At 73.4% G+C, this 18,206-nt stretch carries 15 protein-coding genes; 5 read left to right on the top strand and 10 right to left on the bottom strand.

All coding sequences use genetic code 11. The features are described from left to right. Positions 1-119 precede the first annotated feature (119 nt). Positions 120-1,565: a glyceraldehyde-3-phosphate dehydrogenase gene (locus tag ACFVHO_RS07870; protein ID WP_385711321.1), complete on the bottom strand. Its 1,446-nt coding sequence runs from the start codon at positions 1,563-1,565 to the stop codon at positions 120-122. A 34-nt stretch (positions 1,566-1,599) separates the two neighbouring features. Beyond that, a complete protein-coding gene (locus ACFVHO_RS07875; RefSeq protein WP_385711322.1) occupies positions 1,600-2,454 on the bottom strand; it encodes a helix-turn-helix transcriptional regulator in 855 nt (284 codons plus the stop codon). A gap of 88 nt (positions 2,455-2,542) precedes the next feature. Between ACFVHO_RS07875 and ACFVHO_RS07880 the strand changes: the two genes are divergently transcribed. Further along, entirely contained in the window at positions 2,543-3,019 is a 477-nt protein-coding gene (locus ACFVHO_RS07880) for a nuclear transport factor 2 family protein (protein ID WP_385711324.1), read from the top strand. Positions 3,020-3,034: 15 nt separating this feature from the next. On the opposite strand, the gene ACFVHO_RS07885 is transcribed toward ACFVHO_RS07880, so the two are convergent. Both ACFVHO_RS07885 and ACFVHO_RS07890 read right to left on the bottom strand, forming a co-directional pair. Continuing rightward, the gene (locus tag ACFVHO_RS07885) at positions 3,035-3,967 is read right to left on the bottom strand and encodes a chitosanase (protein ID WP_385711326.1); all 933 of its coding nucleotides are present in this window, start codon (positions 3,965-3,967) and stop codon (positions 3,035-3,037) included. 59 nt (positions 3,968-4,026) lie between these two features. Then, the gene (locus ACFVHO_RS07890) at positions 4,027-6,894 is read right to left on the bottom strand and encodes an ATP-binding protein (RefSeq protein WP_385711327.1); all 2,868 of its coding nucleotides are present in this window, start codon (positions 6,892-6,894) and stop codon (positions 4,027-4,029) included. A 177-nt stretch (positions 6,895-7,071) separates the two neighbouring features. Here ACFVHO_RS07890 and ACFVHO_RS07895 point away from each other — a divergent pair, with 177 nt between their 5' ends. From ACFVHO_RS07895 to ACFVHO_RS07905, 3 genes are all read left to right on the top strand, one after another. Continuing rightward, on the top strand, positions 7,072-7,986 hold the full coding sequence (locus ACFVHO_RS07895) for an MBL fold metallo-hydrolase (RefSeq protein WP_385711329.1): 915 nt from the start codon (positions 7,072-7,074) through the stop codon (positions 7,984-7,986). Positions 7,987-8,007: 21 nt separating this feature from the next. Next, the gene (locus tag ACFVHO_RS07900) at positions 8,008-9,516 is read left to right on the top strand and encodes a carboxylesterase/lipase family protein (protein ID WP_385711330.1); all 1,509 of its coding nucleotides are present in this window, start codon (positions 8,008-8,010) and stop codon (positions 9,514-9,516) included. A gap of 110 nt (positions 9,517-9,626) precedes the next feature. Then, positions 9,627-10,673, top strand: a complete 1,047-nt coding sequence (locus ACFVHO_RS07905; protein WP_385711331.1) for a formylglycine-generating enzyme family protein — start codon at positions 9,627-9,629, stop codon at positions 10,671-10,673. A gap of 85 nt (positions 10,674-10,758) precedes the next feature. Here the strand turns inward: ACFVHO_RS07905 and ACFVHO_RS07910 are convergent, their stop codons facing one another. Together ACFVHO_RS07910 and ACFVHO_RS07915 are read right to left on the bottom strand one after the other, a co-directional pair. Continuing rightward, a complete protein-coding gene (locus tag ACFVHO_RS07910) occupies positions 10,759-11,649 on the bottom strand; it encodes a glycoside hydrolase family 19 protein (RefSeq protein WP_385711333.1) in 891 nt (296 codons plus the stop codon). 316 nt (positions 11,650-11,965) lie between these two features. Beyond that, positions 11,966-12,568, bottom strand: a complete 603-nt coding sequence (locus ACFVHO_RS07915) for a TetR/AcrR family transcriptional regulator (RefSeq protein ID WP_385711335.1) — start codon at positions 12,566-12,568, stop codon at positions 11,966-11,968. 130 nt (positions 12,569-12,698) lie between these two features. On the opposite strand from ACFVHO_RS07915, the gene ACFVHO_RS07920 reads away from it, so the two are divergent. Beyond that, positions 12,699-14,174, top strand: a complete 1,476-nt coding sequence (locus ACFVHO_RS07920; protein ID WP_385711337.1) for an amidase — start codon at positions 12,699-12,701, stop codon at positions 14,172-14,174. Here ACFVHO_RS07920 and ACFVHO_RS07925 read toward each other — a convergent pair. From ACFVHO_RS07925 to ACFVHO_RS07940, 4 genes are all read right to left on the bottom strand, one after another. Next, positions 14,075-15,037 (bottom strand): LysR family transcriptional regulator, encoded by a 963-nt coding sequence (locus ACFVHO_RS07925; RefSeq protein ID WP_385711339.1) that lies wholly within the window; start codon positions 15,035-15,037, stop codon positions 14,075-14,077. The two genes, ACFVHO_RS07920 and ACFVHO_RS07925, sit on opposite strands and share 100 nt — an antisense overlap. Next, positions 15,034-16,356, bottom strand: coding sequence for a sensor histidine kinase (locus ACFVHO_RS07930; protein WP_385711340.1), 1,323 nt, complete (start codon positions 16,354-16,356; stop codon positions 15,034-15,036). The genes ACFVHO_RS07925 and ACFVHO_RS07930 overlap by 4 nt, the downstream gene beginning before the upstream one ends. After that, complete coding sequence (locus ACFVHO_RS07935; RefSeq protein WP_385711342.1) at positions 16,353-17,048, bottom strand: response regulator transcription factor; 696 nt, start codon at positions 17,046-17,048, stop codon at positions 16,353-16,355. Before ACFVHO_RS07935 ends, ACFVHO_RS07930 begins: the two co-directional genes overlap by 4 nt. 71 nt (positions 17,049-17,119) lie before the next feature. After that, positions 17,120-18,190, bottom strand: coding sequence for an SMP-30/gluconolactonase/LRE family protein (locus tag ACFVHO_RS07940; protein WP_385711344.1), 1,071 nt, complete (start codon positions 18,188-18,190; stop codon positions 17,120-17,122). Positions 18,191-18,206: the final 16 nt, after the last annotated feature.

The raw sequence follows: 18,206 nt of genomic DNA on the forward strand, positions 1-18,206 counted from the left end.
AAAAAGCCAAAAAGCAAACTCCCCCCCCCCCCCCGCAAACCACAACCGCCCGGGGGGGGGGGCCCCCCCCCCCGCCCCCCCCCGCCCGGGACTCCGGACGATCACATGTTCCCGCGGACTCAGACCGCCACGGCCGGGTACGTCGGGTACTCCACCCCGGAGACGTACTGCACGACCCGGATCACCTGGCACGAGTAGCCGAACTCGTTGTCGTACCAGAGGTAGAGGATCGCGCTGTCGCCGTCGACCTTGGTGGCGCCGGCGTCGACGATCGACGCGTGGCGCGAGCCGATGAAGTCGTTCGAGACCGCGTCGGGGGCGCTGGTGAAGTCGATCTGGCGGCGCAGCGGGGACGTCAGCGAGACGTCGCGGAGGTGGTCGAGGACCTCCTCGCGGGTGGCCTCGCGACCCAGCGTGAGGCTGAGGATGGCGATCGAGACGTCCGGCACCGGGACCCGGATCGAGCTGCCGGTGATCGGCGCCTTGAGGTCGGGCAGCGCCTTGGCGACGGCGGAGGCGGCACCGGTCTCGGTGATGACCATGTTGAGCGGCGCCGAGCGGCCGCGGCGGTCCGCCTTGTGGTAGTTGTCCAGGAGGTTCTGGTCGTTGGTGAACGAGTGGATGGTCTCCACGTGGCCACGCAGGACGCCGTACTCGTCGGCCATCGCCTTCAGGGGCGGGACGATCGCGTTGGTGGTGCAGGACGCGCAGGACAGGATCCGCTCGTCCGGCTTGATCATGTCGTGGTTGACGCCGTGCACGATGTTGGGCACGTCGCCCTTGCCGGGGGCGGTCAGGACGACCTTGTCGATGCCGGGGCGCAGGTGCTGCGAGAGGCCCTCGCGGTCGCGCCACTTGCCGGTGTTGTCGATGAGGATGGCGTCCTTGATGCCGTACGCCGTGTAGTCGACCTCCGACGGGTCGCCCGCGTAGATCACCTTGATCTCGTTGCCGTTGGCGATGATCGTGCTGTTCGCCTCGTCGACGGTGATCGTGCCCTGGAACTGGCCGTGGATGGAGTCACGGCGCAGCAGCGAGGCGCGCTTGACGATGTCCTGATCGCCACCCCGCCGGACGACGATGGCCCGCAGCCGCAGACCGTTGCCCGATCCGGCCTTCTCGATGAGCAGCCGGGCGACGAGGCGGCCGATGCGGCCGAAGCCGTACAGGACGACGTCGCGGCCCTCGCGGCACTCGATCTTGTTGGCGCCGGTGGCACCGGCGACGGCCTCGGCGGTGAATTCAGCCACCGTCAGACCGCGGTCGTCGGCCCGGTACGTCGCGGCCAGCATGCCGATGTCGATCTGCGAAGGGCCGAGGTCGAGCGCGGTGAGGGCCTGCAGGAACGGCAGCGTCTCGGTGACCGAGAGCTCCTCACCGCCGATCTGCCGGGCGAACCGGTGCGTCTTGAGGATGCTGACCACCGACTTGTTCACCAAGGAGCGGCTGTGCAGCAGGACGGTGACGTCCCGCTCGCGGTGCAGCTTCCCGATGATCGGGATCATCGACTCCGCGATCTCCTCGCGGTTCTTCCAATTGGTGAACGAGTCGTCATTGACAGTCACAGGAGTATCTTTCGAGCTAGGCGGCGCTCATATGCTAACCCGACTCATTTTCGACCCTCCATCGGGTGCCCCCGGGCAGGTGCCTCCGACGCCCGTCCGGCGCCCCGGTCCCGGCTTCCGCCCCGCGCCGCGCCTCCGTGAAGTACGCGGCGCTCTCCGCGTCCGCCGGGTAGTACGACTCGACCGCGACCTCGTCCAGCGTGATGTCCGTGGGGGTGCCGAACGTGGTGATGGTCGAGAAGAGCCGCAGTTCACGGCCGTCGAAGCGGATGATCATCGGGATCAGGACGTCGGACTCCACGCGCGGACCCGTTTCTTCGGCGTCGGGGGCCAGCAACTCCTCGTAGAGGGCGGTGAGTTCGGGGTCGGGGGCGGCGGCGAGCTGACGTGTGACGCGGGTGCGGAACACCGCGCGCACGTCGGCGAGGTTGACGACGTAGCGGGCGAGGCCGCGCGGGTCCAGGCCGAGGCGGAGCAGGTTGACGGGCGGGCGCAGCAGTTCGGGGGCGACGCCCGCGAAGAACGGGTCGACGGCGCGGTTGGTCATCACGATGTTCCACCGGCGGTCGAAGACCAGCGCCGGGTACGGCTCGTGCGCGCGCAGCACCCGCTCGACCGCGTCCCTGGCCGCCACCAGCGCGTCGTCGCCGAGCGGGCGCTCGGCGTACCGTGGCGCGAACCCGGCGGCCAGCAGCAGCCGGTTGCGCTCGCGCAGCGGCACATCCAGCTGGTCCGCCAGCCTGAGGACCATGTCGGCGCTCGGGCGGGACCTGCCGGTCTCGACGAGGCTGACGTGCCGGGCCGAGACGTCGGCGGCGAGGGCCAGGTCGAGCTGGCTCAGCTGCCGTCGTCGCCGCCACTGCCGCAAGAGCTCCCCGACCGTGTTCACGATCGTCGAGGCTACGTCCCGGTGGTGCCGACCGCCATGACATCGGAGTTCATCGACAGCCCGCGCGGGCGGTGGCGACACTGCCGCCATGACCACGCAGAACGCGAACAACAAGCTCATCGTCCAACAGGCACTGGCGGAGGTGGTCGGCACGGGTGACGTCGACGCGCTCGCGAAGGTGCTGAGCGACGACTTCGTCCATCACCGGCCGGACGCGACCTCGCGCACGAAGGCGGAGTGGCTCGCCGCGGTCCGCGCGTCACCGCTCGACGCCATGCGGGTCGAGATCCTGCACATGCTGGCCGACGGCGACCACGTCGTGATGCACTCCCGGCGCCATCATCCCGGCACCGGCGCCGAGATCACGGGCGTCGACATCTGGCGGTTCGACGACGGGCTGATCGCCGAGGCGTGGGAGATCCTCGAACCGGCGGCCGCCGCGGCCGACAATCTGGTGTGGTGGGAGCCCAGCGCCCGCCCCGAACCGGACAGCCTGGCCCAGGTCGCCTCCCTGCTCTCCGGCACTCCCGCCCGGCCGACGGCCCCGCGGCCGCGGATCAGCTGAGGGTGCAGCGGCTGCTCAGCGGACGGTGTAGCGGCTGCCGAAGGCGGTGACGGTGAACGGGCCGTCGAGCGACCGATGCCCGCTCCTGGCAAGCCTCCGCAGCGCTTCGACACGGTCGACGGACGTGCGCCATTCGTCGGCCGTGTCGGTGTTCACGGGGTGGGTCAGGTCGTGGACGCGTACGTCGAAGAACGCGTCCAGCCACGCCTTCTCGCCCGCCTCGGCCGGGGTGCCGACCTTGGCCGTCGTGCGCCGGATCAGCGCGGGGAGGCCGTCGCCGTCGGAGCCGTTGCCGTGCTGGATCGAGGCGTCGTACAGCTCGGCGACGGCCAGCGGGCTGCGGAGGCCCGCCTTGTCGGCGGCTCGCGCGGCGGGGGTGAAGTAGCGCTCGTCGACCTGGGCGTCCTGCACCGCGCGGAACACGGGGTCGGCGGCGGCGCGCTTCCACGCGGCGATGTAGTCGGCGTCGGGCAGGGCGCGGGTGCGGGAGCCGTCCGAGCCGTCAGCCCCGTCCGGGCCGTCAGCGTCGGATCCGTCAGCCCCGTCCGCGCCCTCCCCGTCGGACAAACGCTGGAGTGCGGGGATGAAACGGGCGAGCGGGTTGTCCGGGACCTTGGCGGTGTAGGCGCGCACCACCTGAAGGGCGTCGCCGTCGTTGGTGGTGAAGCCCGCCCGGCCCGCGGTGACGCCCCGGCCGTCGTCGAGGTTCTCCGCGTACGCGTACTGGATCTTGGTGGTGCCGTTCTCGAAGACGCTCACCAACTGGTCCGCCCGGCGGCGCTGCTCGGCCGTGAGCCCGCCGTCCCCGGTGGCACGCGCCCCGTCCCGACCACCGCTGTCCGAGTCGTCGCCGCTGGTGAGGGTCACACCGAGGACGACTGCGGCGACGGCGACGAGTGCGGCGGCGGCCAGGGCGAGGCGGCGTGCGGGTGGGGCGGGAGCTTTCATACGAGGAGCCTAGATCCGGGTGCGCCTCGTGACGTATCCGGACCTTCCGGGAGCCGTCCCTAGTCCTGACGGCCGACCGTCGCGAGGGGGCCCTCGATGAGGTCGCGCAGTTGGGAGCGGGCGGTGACGCCGAGTTTGGGGAAGCTGCGGTAGAGGTGCGAGCCGATCGTGCGCGGGGAGAGGAAGAGCCTCTCGCCGATCTCGCGGTTGGTCAGGCCGCGGGCGGCGAGCCGGACGATCTGCCGCTGTTGCGGGGAGAGTTCGGCCAGCGCGTCGGGGGCCGGGTCCGTGACGTCGAGGCCCGCGGCGCGCGATTCGGCCAGGGCACGCTCGACCCACGGGCGGGCGCCCAGGCGGCGGAAGGTCTCCAGGGCCTCGGTGAGCGGCCCGCGCGCCTCGGCGACGCGCCGACGGCGGCGCAGCCACTCGGCGAGGTCGAGGAGGGTCTGCGCGTACTCGAAGGGCCAGCGCTCCAGTACGGGGTCCGCCAGGGCCGCCCTGAAGTGCGGCTCGGCGTCCTCGGGGTCGGACAGGAGGCCACGGGCCCGGCTGATCAGCGCGCGCAGGCGGGGTGAGGCGTTGTCCGCGAGGGCGCGTGCCGAACGCTCGACGATCGCGTGGGCCTCCGCGCGGCGGCCGCAGCGCACCGCGGCGGCGGCCAGATCCGCGAGGGCCGGGTACGAGGCGTGGTGGTGGACGGGGGCGCCGGCTGCCGTGAAGACCGTGCGGAGTTGGTCGTACGCGGCCTCGTGGGCGCCGTCCGCGGCCGCCGCGGCACCGAGCGCGCGCCGGGCGTAGACGCAGACCGAGCGGCTTTCCAGCGGGTCGATCAGCGCGAGCGCCTCCTCGGCCCGGGCGCGGGCCGCCGCGGTGTCGCCCTGGCACGCCAGCACGGTGGCGTGGACGGCGGCCGCGCAGGCCACGGCGTGGTCGAGGCCTGCAGCCCGGCCGACCTCGGCGGTGCGGACGCAGGCTTCGCGGGCCTGCTCCCACCTTCCTCGTTCCACGTAGGCCCAGGCGACCGCGCCGCCCAGGCCTTCGGGGAGCGTTCCTTGCGACTCCCAGCGGTCGAAGGCCTCGTCGAAGGCCCGGACGGCCCGCGGGGTCTCGTCGAGGAGCCACGCCATGATGCCGACGGTGGTGAGCCGCTCCGGCCCGGCCTCCGCCTCGGCGGCCAACTGCGGGAGCAGGCGCAGGAGTTCGGCCCGATCGCCGAGGGGGTCCGACACGGCCCGCACCCAGGTGCGTGCGCCTGTGTGCGGACCTGAGTGCGGGCCTGTGCGCGGGCCGTCCTCGGGAAGGCTCCGCAGGATGTCCTGGACGCGGCGTCGCTGGGCGTCGTCGCCGGAGTAGAAGGAGACCACGGCGGCGCCGGACAGGAGGTCCAGCGCGGCGGCGGGCCGCGCGAGCGCCAACTGCTCGGCCGCGTGGGCCAGTCGGGAGAACACGACGGCGTGCCGGACGGTCAGCACCGCGAGGCGTCCGGCCTGCACGGCGGCGGCGGTCAGGAGCGCCGCGTCCTGCGTGCGCGCGTGTGCCCCGGCGGTCAGTTCCTCGACCCAGGCGATGTCTCCGGTGAACACGGCCGCCGCGGCGGCTTCGACGAGGAGCCGGGCGCTGTCCTCGCGCCGGGGCGCCAGGTCCGCGGCGCGCTGCAGGGCCTTGGCCGCCGCCGCGTGGCCGCCGCGCCGTCGGGCCCGGACGGCGGTCCGTTCAAGGTCCGCCGACACGGCCGCGTCCGGGCCGGGGCAGGCGGCGGCCAGATGCCAGGCCCGCCGGTCCGGCTCGTCGCGCAGCGACGCGGCGAGCGCGAGGTGGGCCTCGCGCCGGGCGCCCGAGGACGCGGCGTGATAGACGGCGGACCGGACCAGCGGGTGGCGGAAGCGGACGTCCCGGCCCGTCCGCCGGACGAGCCCGGCCTGTTCGGCGGGCAGCCAGACCTCGTCCTCGGCGCGCGGCAGCCCGGCCAGGACGGTGATCGCGGAGTCGGCGCTGTCCATGGCGGCCAGGAGCAGCAGGGCCCGCGTGGTGGCGGCGGGGAGGCCGGTCAGGCGGGCGGCGAAGATCCGCTCCAGGTGGTCGCCGAGCGGGAGCGGACCGGCGGACGGCAGCCCGGCGGCGGTGTCGTGTGCGGTGGCCGCCCTCGTCAGTTCCACCAGCGCCAGCGGGTTGCCGCCCGCCTGGTCGAGGATCCGCGTTCTGGTACGACCGGTGGGGGGCTTCGGCTGCTTGTCGAGGAGCCGGTCCGCCGCGGCCTTGTCGAGCGGTCCCAGGGTGAGCGTCGGCAGGCGCCGGTCGAATCCCGGGAGGTGTGCGCCGCCACGGGTCCCGATCAGCATCGTCACCGGCTCGCCCTCCAGGCGTCTGGCGGCGAAGGACAGGGCGTCCAGGGAGGCGCGGTCGAACCACTGGACGTCGTCCAGGACGACGAGCACGGGGTGGTGGTCGCCGAGGGCGGACAGCAGGCTCAGGACGGCGACCCCGAGCAGCATGGGATCGGGGGCGTCGGGATTCCGGTCCGAGTCCTGCCCGGCGCCGAAGGCCGTGTCCTGTGCCGTGCCGAAGGCGGCACGCATCGCCGCGCGCTGTCTCTCCGGCAGTTCGTCCACCCCGGCCCGTACCGGCCGCAGCAGTTGGTGCAGCGCGGAGAACGCCAGGCTCGACTCCGCCTCGCTCCCCTCGGCACGCAGGACGCGGGCGCCACCGGCTTCAGCCCGCCGCACCGCGCGGTCGAGGAGCGCGCTCTTTCCCGTGCCCATGTCGCCGACCAGCATCACCACCGGGTCGGCGGCCGCCGAGTCCACCGCACGGAACAACCGGGCCAATTCCACGTCACGGCCAAGGATCAGCTCCCCCGAACCCGAATCCAGGTCCGGCCCCCGCTCCCGTCCCGCGCCCGCACCGACGCCGCCCGTCCGCTCGTCCACCGGTGCTCCAGGAATCGTGGCTCCCCGACAGGAGTCGCCCTGCCTTCCCGCCCAGGCTACAAGCGGCCGTGCCCGGTGTGCGGGCCGTGCGCACGGGTGCAGTCACGTGACTGATACCGGGCCCGCCGAGGCCGGTCGTACGGTCCAGGAAATCCTCCGAATCACCAGGGAAGCCGCATGGAAACAATCGAGCTCGGCAACGTCACCGTCACCCGGGTCCGGGAATACTTCGGCCCCGTCGACATGACGCCCGAGACCTTCTTCCCGGAAAGCCCCCGAGCGGTTTGGGACGACGGCGCTTCCTGGCTGACCCCGCATTTCCTGGACGCCGATACCCGTGTCGTGAATTCCGCGATCCAGACCTGGCTGCTGCGCAGCGAGGGCAAGAACATTCTTGTCGACACCGGGGTGGGCAATCACAAGGAGCGCCCGTACGCGCCGATTTGGAGCCGCCTCGAAACGGGCTTCCTCGCCGATCTCGCCCGGGCCGGAGTCAAGCCCGAGGACGTGGACATCGTGATCAACACGCATCTCCATGTCGATCACGTCGGCTGGAACACGCGCCTGGAAGGTCGGCGCTGGGTGCCCACGTTCCCCAACGCGACGTATCTGATACCGAAGGACGACTTCGACTTCTGGAATCCCGAGAACGGCCACGAGCCGCTGCTCGGCCGCGGCAACCAGAACGTCTTCGAGGACAGCGTGGCCCCGGTGCACGAGGCCGGTCAGACGGTGCTGTGGGAGGACGGCCACCAGGTCGACGCCGCCCTCCGCCTCGACGCGGCTCCCGGGCACACCCCCGGCTCCTGCGTCCTGACCCTCACCTCCGGGACGGACCGGGCGGTCTTCGTCGGCGACATGCTGCACAGCCCCGTGCAGGTCCTGGAGCCCGACGCCAACAGCTGCTTCTGCGAGGACCCCGCGGGCGCCCGCGCCACCCGCCGCAAGGTCCTCGGCTGGGCGGCCGACAACAACGCACTCGTGATCCCCGCGCACCTCGGTGGCCACGGCGCCGCGGAAGTGGCACGCGAGGCGGACAAGTTCGCCATCAAGGGCTGGGCCCCCTTCACCCCGTACGCCGAGCAGGCCTGAGACCCGCAGAGAGGAACCCTCGTGAACCACCACCCCGACCCCGTCGTGACCACGGCCCAAGGGGCCGTCCGCGGCCTGCGCCAGGGCGACACCACCGCCTTCCTCAACATCCCCTACGCCGCCCCGCCGCGCGGCGCCGCCCGGTTCGCGCCGCCCCGGCCGCACGAGCCGTGGGACGGCGTACGGAACGCCACCGAGCACGGGCCGGGCGCGCCGCAGTCCGCGCGCGAACTCGGCGCCGTCGACATGTCCCCCTACTTCGGCACGGGTTGGAGCCGCGGCGAGGACTACCTCACGGTCAACGTCTGGACGCCCGCCTCCGGCGGTGGCGGCCTGCCCGTCATGGTGTTCGTCCACGGGGGCGGGTTCGTCGCCGGGTCGACGCGGTCCGCGCTGTACGACGGCTCGGCCTTCGCCCGCGACGGCGTCGTCCTCGTCACCCTCAACTACCGGCTCGGCATCGCCGGGTTCCTCGACCTCCCCGGCGCGCCCGCCAACCGCGGCCTGCTCGACGTCGTCGCCGCGCTGCGCTGGGTCCGGGAGAACATCGCCGCCTTCGGCGGTGACCCGCACCAGGTCACCCTCTTCGGCCAGTCGGCCGGGGCGACCCTCGTCGGCGGCGTCCTCGCCGACCCCGGAGCCGCGGGCCTGGTCCGCCGCGCGATCGTCCAGAGCGGCAGCGGCCTCGGGGCGTTCACCACCGAGCAGGCCGCCCGCGTCACCGAGGCGGCGGCCCGGCGTCTGGGCGTCCCGCCCCACGCCGACGCCTTCGCGGAGATCTCCGACGACCGCCTCGTCGAGGCCGCCTCCCAGCTCGCCGGCATCGACCTGCGGACCGCGACGCACCGCGACCCGCTGATCGGGCTGAGTCCGTTCAGTCTGGTTCTCGACACCCAGCCCGCCGCATCCGTCGCCGCCGGCCTCGGCGCCGACGTCGACCTGCTGATCGGGACCAACGCGGAGGAGGGAAACCTCTACCTCGTCCCCGTGGGCAAGTACGCCGGCTCGACCGCCGAGGACGTCGACGAAGCGGCGGCGCGGTCGCACCGGGCGGCACGCTCGCGCGACGGTGCGGCGTGGCTCGTCGAGACCTACCGGAAGGCACGCCCCAGCGCGTCGTTCGCCGAGTTGCGGTCCGCCATCATGGGCGACGCGTTGTTCGGCGCGGGGAGCCGGGCCCTGGCCGACGCGCACGCCGCCCACGCCGGGTCCGCCACGTTCGGCTACGAATTCGCCTGGCGGTCGCACGCCCTGGACGGAGAGCTCGGCGCCGCCCACGCGGTCGAGCTGCCGTTCGTCTTCGACCTCGCGCACCTCCCCCGGCTGCGCGGCCCCGCCGCCCTGCTCGGCCCGGACGAGCCGCCCGCGGACCTCGCCGCTCGTGTGCACGGGACCTGGATCCGGTTCGCCAGGACCGGCGATCCCGGCTGGGCCCCGTACGACAGCGAGCGGAGGGCGACGATGCGCATCGACGCCGAGTGGGTTCAGGTCGACGACCCCCGTGGCGAGGAACGGCGGGCGTGGAGCTGATCCTCGTACGCGCACCGGTCCCGCCCCTCCCCCGGCCGACCGGAGTCCGGCCGACTCGGCGGAAGCAGCCCGTACGACACTGGGGATCACCACCGCAGTAGGAGGACCCCATGTCTGCCCCAGAGCCGCGTCCCCGCAGGTGCTGCGCCCCGCGGGGTGCCGCCGCGCTCAGCGATGCCGCCGCCCCGCTCCCCGCACCGGCCGCCCCGCCGCCCGCCCCTTCCGTGACCGTCCCCGCTGTGACCGCGCCTTCTGTGACCGCCCCCGACGTGGACCGCATGGTCACCCTGCCGGGGGGCGAGTTCCTGATGGGGGCGGACGACGCCGAGGGGTTCCCCGAGGACGGTGAGGGGCCGGTGCGTCCGGTCCGTGTGGACGCGTTCCGGCTCGACGCGTACGCCGTGAGCAACGACCGCTTCGCGGCCTTCGCCGCGGCGACCGGGTACGTCACCGACGCCGAGCGGATCGGCTGGTCGTACGTCTTCGCGGGCTTCCTCCGCGCCGAGCTGCGGCGCGTCTCGCCGCGGCCCGAGCACACGCCGTGGTGGTGCGGCGTCAAGGGCGCGAGCTGGCGTGCGCCCGAGGGGCCGGGCAGTTCGGCCGACGGGCGCGGCGACCACCCGGTGGTGCACACGTCCTGGAACGACGCGCGGGCGTACGCGCGGTGGGCGGGCAAGCGGCTGCCGACCGAGGCGGAGTGGGAGTACGCGGCCCGGGGCGGCCTGGAGCAGCGGCGCTATCCCTGGGGCGACGAGCTGGACCCGGACGGGGAGCACCGCTGCAACATATGGCGGGGCGTCTTCCCCACGAAGAACACCGCTGCCGACGGCTACCGCGGCACGGCACCCGTCGACGCCTTCGAACCGAACGGCTTCGGCCTGTACAACATGTCGGGCAACGTCTGGGAGTGGTGCGCCGACTGGTGGTCCACCGACCACGCCACCGCGCGCCCCGCCCACAACCCCCAGGGCCCGCCCACCGGCTCCGCGAAGGTCGTGCGCGGCGGCTCCCACCTGTGCCACGACTCGTACTGCAACCGCTACCGGGTCGCCGCCCGCACGGCCGACGCCGTCGACGGCGGGGGCGGCCACACCGGCTTCCGCTGCGCGCGGTCCCTCGACGAAGGACCGGGCGCGGGCGGCGGCCGTACCGCCTGAGCACCGACATGTGTGCCGGGCGGCCCGTGGGGACGGGACCGCCCGGCGAGGGCCGCGCGTGGGGACGGATCGCGCGGCCGGGGTGTCAGCAGCTCAGGTTGGAGCCCGGCGTCGTGCCGAGGATCTGTGTGAAGGCCTTGTACTTGTCGATGCGGCTCTGGACCTGGGCGGGGTTGCCGCCGTTGCACTCCAGGGCGCCGTTGATGGAGCGGATGGTCTCACCGAAACCGGCGCCGTTGACCATGGCGGCGTGCGGGGTCATGGTGCCGGGGCCGTTCTGGGTGTTCCAGTACCAAAGGCCCGTCTTCCAGGCGATGGCCGGGTTCTGCTCCACCAGGTACGGGTTGTTCAGGAGGTCGATGCCGAGCGCGTCGCCCGCGGCCTTGTAGTTGAAGTTCCAGCTGAGCTGGATGGGGCCGCGGCCGTAGTAGGCGGCCTGCCCTGCCGGACAGCCGTAGGGCTGGTTCCGGTCGCAGTAGTGCGGGTAGTTCGCCTGGTTCTGCTCCACGATGTGCACGAGACCGCCGGTCTCGTGGTTCACGTTGGCGAGGAACGCCGCCGCCTCCTGCTTGCGGACGGTCTCGCTGCCGGTCTTCGTGAAGCCCGGGTAGGCGCCGAGCGCGTCGGTCAGGCCCTTGTACGTGTAGAAGGGATTCCGGTTCGGGAACATCTTGTTGAACTGCGTCTCGCTGACGATGAAGCCGGACGGGTCGGGGTTGCCCGGATCCGTCCCACCGCCACAGGCGCCCTGGTCCGCCCACACGTCGGAGCGGCCCGGAGTCTCGTTCTGGGTCCACCACTTGGCGGTCCAGTTGCGCCCGTTGTACGAGGCCTGCTTGCCGCCCGTGTACACGGACGAGGAGTTCCACGGCGCGGCGCACTCGGCGGCGGACGCCGTGGCGGCGCCCGGACCCAGGACGATCAACGCGCCGATCGTGGCCACCGCGGCCATGAAGCTGGTGATGCGTCTGATCATGCCAACTCTCCTTACGGGCAGAGCGGAAGTCGTCTCCCGCCACGCCATCGGGGGTGCCGCGACTCAAGCGAAAATGGTCTGGACCTGTCAAGGTCTAGACCAAACTGCGAGGGAAATTCGCGGGATCCGTCCAGCATGCGGACCGATGGCGGCGTGGGGGCGGGTGACGTGGGCGTCAACTCGCCTCGTGCGGTGGCACGTTGACGAGCCCGGCCATCCCCCCAGCCCCCCGCATCACAAGACAAGCCTGACCTAGCTAATGCGGCACGGCGTCGCGTCAACGGCCGCTGCCGGGACCCGGAGCCGGGCCCTTCGCTCAGCCCCCGTGCCAGGCGATCACCGCGTCGACGAACGCGACCACCCGCTCACCGACCCGCTCCACACTGCCGTTCTGCACGCTGACCTGCGCCCCCTCCAGCGCGAAGGTGATCTCCGCGGCGGCCCCCGCGGGATCGGTGAGTCCGGCCGCGACGCACATGGCGGTGAGACGGCGCAGTTGCCGCGTTTTGTGGGCCTCGATCACCTGGCGCGCCGGGTGTGCCGCGTCGGGCAGCTCGGCGAGGGAGTTGACGAAGGGGCAGCCGCGGTGCGAGATCGCCGAGAGACCGTCGGCGACGAACGCGGCGACGCCCCTGATCTGCTCCCGGGGGTCGTCCCGCCACCGCTCCTCGATGCGGTCGAAGGCGTCGGCGTACTCGGCGGCGACGATGAGCAGCCACTCCGCCACCAGCGCGTCCTTGGTGCCGAAGTGCCGGTACAGGGCGGCCTTCGTGGTCCCGGCGCGGTCCGCGACGGCCTGCACGCCGACGCCCCTGATCCCCTCGGAGTGGAACAGCTCCTCCGCCGCGTCGAGGATGCGCTCGCGGGGCGGCAGCTTCGCCACCCGCTCCGCCCGGCCCGGCCGCACCGTGTCCGTCATGCCCCGTCCCTCCGCGCCGCTTCCGGCCGTTCAGGCCGCGCCACCCCCATGCTACGGTACCGAGCAGTCTCAGATGATACCGATCGGTATCGTACGGGACTCATCGGTTTCACAGGTCGGAGGGGTTCACATGAAGCTGTCGGAGTACGTGGCGCATGACGCCGTCGGGCTTGCCGAGTTGGTCGCCCGGGGCGAGGTGACCGCGGCCGAGTTGGAGAGCGTCGCGCTGGAGGCGGTCGCCGCCGTCAATCCGCAGATCAACGCCGTGGTGGAGACCTGGCCCGCCGAGGGGGCCGAGACATCCGCCGCAGGGACGCCGACGGCCGGGACCACGTCGGCCGGGGCTCCGCTGGCCGGAGTCCCCTTCCTGCTCAAGGACCTGGGCGTCACCATGGCCGGTAAGCGCACGGAGCTGGGCAGCCGCCTCGCCGAGGGCAACGTCGCCGCCGCGGACTCGCACCTGATGCGGCGCTTCCGCGCGGCCGGGCTCGCCACGTTCGGCCGCACCACGACCCCGGAGTTCGCCTACGGCATCACCACCGAGGCCGTCCTGTACGGGCCGACCCGCAACCCCTGGGACCTCGACCGCTCGACGGGCGGCTCCAGCGGCGGCGCGGCGGCCGCCGTCGCCGCCGGAATCGTCCCGGTCGCGCACGCCACGGACGCGGCGGGCTCGATCCGCATCCCGGCCGCGAGCACCGGTCTCTTCGGCCTCAAGCCGACCCGCGGCCGGGTGTCCATGGGCCCCGATGTCGACGAGATCTTCAACGGCCTGGCCGTCCAGGGCTGCGTCAGCCGCACGGTGCGCGACAGCGCGGCGCTGCTGGACGCGATCCGGGGCCCGGAGAGCGGCGACCCGTACTTCGCCGCGGAGCCGGAGCACCCCTACACCGAGGAGATCACCCGCGCCCCGGGCCGCCTCCGCGTGGGCGTCATCACCCAGGGCGACGGCCGCCGCCGCACCGCGGCCCCGGTTCTCGACGCCGTGTCCCGCACCGCGGAACTCCTCACCTCGCTCGGCCACCACGTCGAGGAGGCCACCTTGGACACCGGTGTGGGGTGGGAGGAGTTCGTCCTGGCCAACGCCCGGCTCTGGACGGCCAACCTGGCCCCCTGGCTCGACTCTCTGGCCGCCGCCTCCGGCCGCCGCGTCGACGCCACCACCGTCCAGCCCGAGACGCTCGCCAGCCACGCCTGGGGCCACCGGGTCTCCGGCGCGGACTTCGTCGGCGCGCTCGGCGTGCGCAACACCGTCGCCCGCGCCGTCGGCCGCCGCTTCGACCGGTACGACGTCCTGCTCACCCCGACCCTGCCCGAACTGCCGCCGCCGCTCGGCGTGTTCGCCGAGGGCGTGGCGGACCTTGACGGCCTCGGCTGGATCGACCGGATCTTCGACCGCGCCCCCTTCACCGTGGCCTTCAACGTCGCCGGGACCCCCGCCATGTCCGTCCCGCTGGCGGCCGACCCCGGCACGGGCCTGCCCGTAGGCCTCCAGTTCGCCGCCGCCTACGGCCGCGAGGACACCCTGTTCCGGCTCGCCTCCCAGCTCGAACGAGCCGCCCCCTGGTCCGACCGCACCCCCTCCGTCCGGGCCGGAACCCTCTGACAGAGCTGCTCGAACACCGCCTGGACGCGGGGCAGTCGCTCCCTGCCGCGCCGGGCGGCCAGGTAGATCGCGTTGCCGACGGGGCCCTCGGGGGTGTGGAGGATCGCCAGTGCCCCCGCGTCCAGGCCCGCCTGGGCCAGGTAGCGGGGGACGACGCCGAGTCCCGCGCCCGCCCGGATCGCGGCGACGGCCGCGCGCATGTCGGCGACGGTGAGCGCCGGTTCCGGCGGGAACGTGTCCCAGCAGGAGCGGAAGTAGCGGCGGGCCATCGGCATCGCTCGGGAGTAGCCGACGAAGGGGCGGGCGTCCCGCGGCTCGCGGTAGGGCGGGTCGCCGGGGCGGCCGATCAGCACGAACTCCTCGTCGCAGAGGTGTCGCAGGTACAGGCTCCGGGTGGGCGCCCCCTCGATCTTCGTGACCACGGCGAGGTCGAGCTCGTCCTGGAGGAGGGCCTCGGTCAGCTCGGGCGAGAGTCCGATGCGGCAGTGGACCGTACGGGCCCCGGCGGCCAGGAGCGGGGCGAGGCGCGGCAGCACCCGCGCCTCCAGGAGGTCGGCGGGCGCGCCCAGGAGCACCGGCGTGGCGCTGTCGTCGGCGCCCGGAGCCATGACGTCGAGCGCCCCGTCGAGCGCGTCCAGGTGTCCGGCGATCCGGTTGGCGAGGAGGTGCGCCTCCTCGGTGGGCGCGACGCCGCGGCCGGACCGCTCGAACAGGGCCCGGCCCGCGAGCCGCTCCAGCGCCTTGACGTGCCGTGACACGGCGGGCTGCGAAAGTCCCAGCGTGTCGGCCGCCCTGGCGACACCGCCCGACCGGTAGACGGCGAGGAAGCTGCGCAGGGTACCTAGATCCGCCCGGTGGGTCATGGCCGGTGGGCTCCTTCGACAACGCCTTCGCGGACGGGGGGACTTGACCGGCTCGGTGGGCTCTGCGGACCCGGTGGGCCGGGTGGGCTCGATGGGCTCTGCGGACCCGGTGGCCCCGGTCGGCTCTGTGCGCTGCTCGGCAGGCCCTGTGCACGGTCGGCGCCCGGGAGCGTGATCGTGAAGGCCGTCCCCGCCCCGGGCTCCGAGCGGACGGTGACCGTGCCGCCGTGGGCGGTGACCACGCCCTGCACGATCGCGAGGCCGAGTCCGGAGCCCGGCCGGTCGGCGCGCCGTTCGCCGCGCCAGAACCGGTCGAACAGGTGCTTCTGGTCCGTCGGCGGGATGGCGGGGCCCTCGTTGTGGACGGTGACGCGGACCTGCCCGTCCGTCGCGGTGCCGGTCAGGCGCACGGCGGTGCCGGGGTCCGCGTGCCGCAGGGCGTTGTCCACGAGGTTGCCGATGGCGCGCTGGAGGGCGAGCGGGTCCCCGAGGACCGGCAGGGTCGTGCCGTCGTCGGATCCGGTGAGGGTGACGCCGGTGTCCGGCGGGGCGAGGGCGCGGCTCTCCTCGCGGATCTGCCGGTTCAGCGCGGCGACGTCGACGCGTTGGTGGCCCTGCTGCCGCGACTCCCAACGGGCCAGCGCGAGCAGGTCGTTGACCAGGGCCGTCATGCGCTGGGTGGCGCGGTCGACGCGTTCCAGGGACCGGCGGGCGGGCGCGCCGGACGGCAGGTCGCGCACGGCGACGTCCAGGTTGGTGCGCACGATCGCCAGGGGTGTGCGCAGTTCGTGGCTGGCGTCCGCCACGAACCGCTGCTGGGAGGTGAACGCCGTGTCGAGGCGGTCGAGCATGTCGTCGATCGTGTCGGCGAGGCGCTTCAGCTCGTCGTCGGCGCCCTTGTGCCGGATGCGGCGGGTGAGGTCGGTGGCCTGGATCTGGCGCGTGGTGGAGATCAGCCGGTCGACCGGCGCGAGCACCCGCCCCGCGATGAGCCGCCCCACGAACACGCTCACCAGGAAGAGGCCGAGCAGGCTCCAGGCGAGCAGCTCCCGCAGCGTCGACAGGGTGGCGCGGTTCGCGGCGGCCTCGAACGGCACGAGCGAGGCCGGGTCCGCGTCGACCCGGGCGAAGTGGCCGCCGGTGACGACGCCCCCGGTGCGGGCCACCTCGTCGGACAGGGAGCGCCGGGTGAGCGCCGCCCCGCAGATGAAGTACAGCGCGGTCACGAGCACGGCGGCGAGGCCGAAGACGACCGACGAGTAGACGAACGCGAGCCGGTTGCGGGCCGAGTGCAGCCGCCGCGGCGGGGCCGGTGTCATGGGGTGCTCCTGAGGAGGTAGCCGAGCCCGCGGACGGTGACCAGGGGCTGGGGCGCGCCGTCCGCGGCGAGTTTGCGCCGCAGCCCGAGCACGGCGACCTTGACGATCTGGCTGAACGGGTCGAGGTGCGCGTCCCACACGTGGTCGATGAGTTCCTCGGCGGGAATCGCGCGGTCCGGGTGGGTCATGAAGTACCGCAGGAGCGCGAACTCCTTGCGGCTGAGGCCGAGCGGCCTGCCGTCGCGCCACGCCTCGCCCCCGGCGGTGTCGAGGACGAGGTCCCCGCAGCTGAGGACGGCGCCGGAGCGGCCGCCGTCCCGGCGCAGCAGGGCCCGGATCCGGGCGGCGAGCTCGTCGAAGTCGAAGGGCTTGACCAGGTAGTCGTCCGCTCCGGAGTCCAGGCCGTGGATCCGGCTGCCGACCGCGTCGAGTGCGGTCAGCATCAGGACGCGCGGGGCGACCCGGGCCGACGGCGCGGTCGCCCCGCCCGCCTTCAGTCGTCGGCACACCTCGTCGCCGCGCATGTCGGGCAGCAGGACGTCCAGGCACACCAGGTCGTACGGGGTGTGGGCGATCTGGGCCAGGGCGGTGGTGCCGTCCAGGGCGATGTCGACCGCGTAGCCGTCACCGCGCAGACCGTCGGCGATCCCTTCGGCGAGGTCGGATTCGTCTTCCACGACGAGAATGCGCATGGTGCAGTGTCACCCCCGGCCCGGGCGGCAGGTCACTCGGGGCAGGTCGTCGCCGACCGGCGGGACGTCGGTCACGGCGCCGGTACGCGCAGCTCGGACACCCAGAACGGGAGCTTCGGCGGGGTCGTGCCGCTGACGGCCGCCGGGCTGCCCAGGGTGTTGAACTGCGAGTTGACGACGAGCAGCCGCCCCTTGTGGACGGCCGCCCCCGTCGGGAACGCGAACGTCGAGTGCGCCGTGTCCTTGAGGGCGCGCGCCGAGCCGAGGTCGGCGGCGAGGGCCAGGCTCTTCACCGAGCCGGGCTGGTTCTGTACGACGTACAGGGTCCGGCCGCGCAGCACCAGGCCGTCGGGGGTGTTCAGCGTGCCGGACGGCGTGGTCACCGGGGTGACCCGGCGCTGTGCGATGTCCACCCGGTACAGGGCGTTCTCGTTGCGCTTGCCGATCACGAGGTGGCGGCCCGAGGGGTCGGCGGCGATCCCGTTGACGTTGATGCCGGGGGCGCCCGGCGCGGACACGTACCGGACGGGCGTGCCCGTGAAGTCCATGAACTTCTCCAGGTCGTAGCCGGTGCCCCGGGGCTTGGCCCGCCAGAGCACGGGTGCGACCGAGTCCGTGACGTAGGCGCTGCCGTCGGGTGCGATGGCGACGTCGTTGAGGAACGTCTGCCCGGCGCGCAGGCCGGTGTCGAGGCGGCTCACCAGGCGCGCCGTCCTGGTGTCGTACACGAAGATCTGCCCGGTCTGCCGACCGGCGACGACAAGGCGTCCGCCGGCGAACGCGAGGCCCGTCGCGATGGTGCGTCCGTCCGCTCCGGCGGGCGAGAAGACCCGCAGGTCACCGGGTGCGCCGACGCGGCCCGTGTAGAGCGTGCCGTCCTTGACCGAGCCGACGTAGAAGCGTCCGGTGGCGGGGTCGACGGCGACGCTCTCGGGGAACACCTGGTCGCCGGGGAGGGCGTGGACGAGGGCGGCCTTGGCGCGCGCGGCCGGGTCCGGGGCGGCGGTGTCCTGTGTGGTGGCGCGGGGTCCGGACGGTGTGGGGACGGCTGCCGTCGCGCTCGCCGTGACGGCGAGCCCGGCCAGTACGGCCACGGCGGCCGAGGCGACCGGCAGTGCGCGACGACGGGACGTGTGCTTCATCGGGCGGATCCTCTCT

It is taken from the genome of Streptomyces sp. NPDC127108, from assembly GCF_042677545.1.
Taxonomy (GTDB): Bacteria; Actinomycetota; Actinomycetes; order Streptomycetales; family Streptomycetaceae; genus Streptomyces.

Bases quoted from the DNA above. Each gene is read 5' to 3' on its own strand.
- ACFVHO_RS07905 (WP_385711331.1), top strand. From the start codon at position 9,627: ATGTCTGCCCCAGAGCCGCGTCCCCGCAGGTGCTGCGCCCCGCGGGGT.
- ACFVHO_RS07920 (WP_385711337.1), top strand. From the start codon at position 12,699: ATGAAGCTGTCGGAGTACGTGGCGCATGACGCCGTCGGGCTTGCCGAG.
- ACFVHO_RS07885 (WP_385711326.1), bottom strand. From the start codon at position 3,967: ATGAAAGCTCCCGCCCCACCCGCACGCCGCCTCGCCCTGGCCGCCGCC.
- ACFVHO_RS07930 (WP_385711340.1), bottom strand. From the start codon at position 16,356: ATGACACCGGCCCCGCCGCGGCGGCTGCACTCGGCCCGCAACCGGCTC.
- ACFVHO_RS07880 (WP_385711324.1), top strand. From the start codon at position 2,543: ATGACCACGCAGAACGCGAACAACAAGCTCATCGTCCAACAGGCACTG.
- ACFVHO_RS07895 (WP_385711329.1), top strand. From the start codon at position 7,072: ATGGAAACAATCGAGCTCGGCAACGTCACCGTCACCCGGGTCCGGGAA.
- ACFVHO_RS07940 (WP_385711344.1), bottom strand. From the start codon at position 18,190: ATGAAGCACACGTCCCGTCGTCGCGCACTGCCGGTCGCCTCGGCCGCC.
- ACFVHO_RS07910 (WP_385711333.1), bottom strand. From the start codon at position 11,649: ATGATCAGACGCATCACCAGCTTCATGGCCGCGGTGGCCACGATCGGC.
- ACFVHO_RS07935 (WP_385711342.1), bottom strand. From the start codon at position 17,048: ATGCGCATTCTCGTCGTGGAAGACGAATCCGACCTCGCCGAAGGGATC.
- ACFVHO_RS07915 (WP_385711335.1), bottom strand. From the start codon at position 12,568: ATGACGGACACGGTGCGGCCGGGCCGGGCGGAGCGGGTGGCGAAGCTG.
- ACFVHO_RS07925 (WP_385711339.1), bottom strand. From the start codon at position 15,037: ATGACCCACCGGGCGGATCTAGGTACCCTGCGCAGCTTCCTCGCCGTC.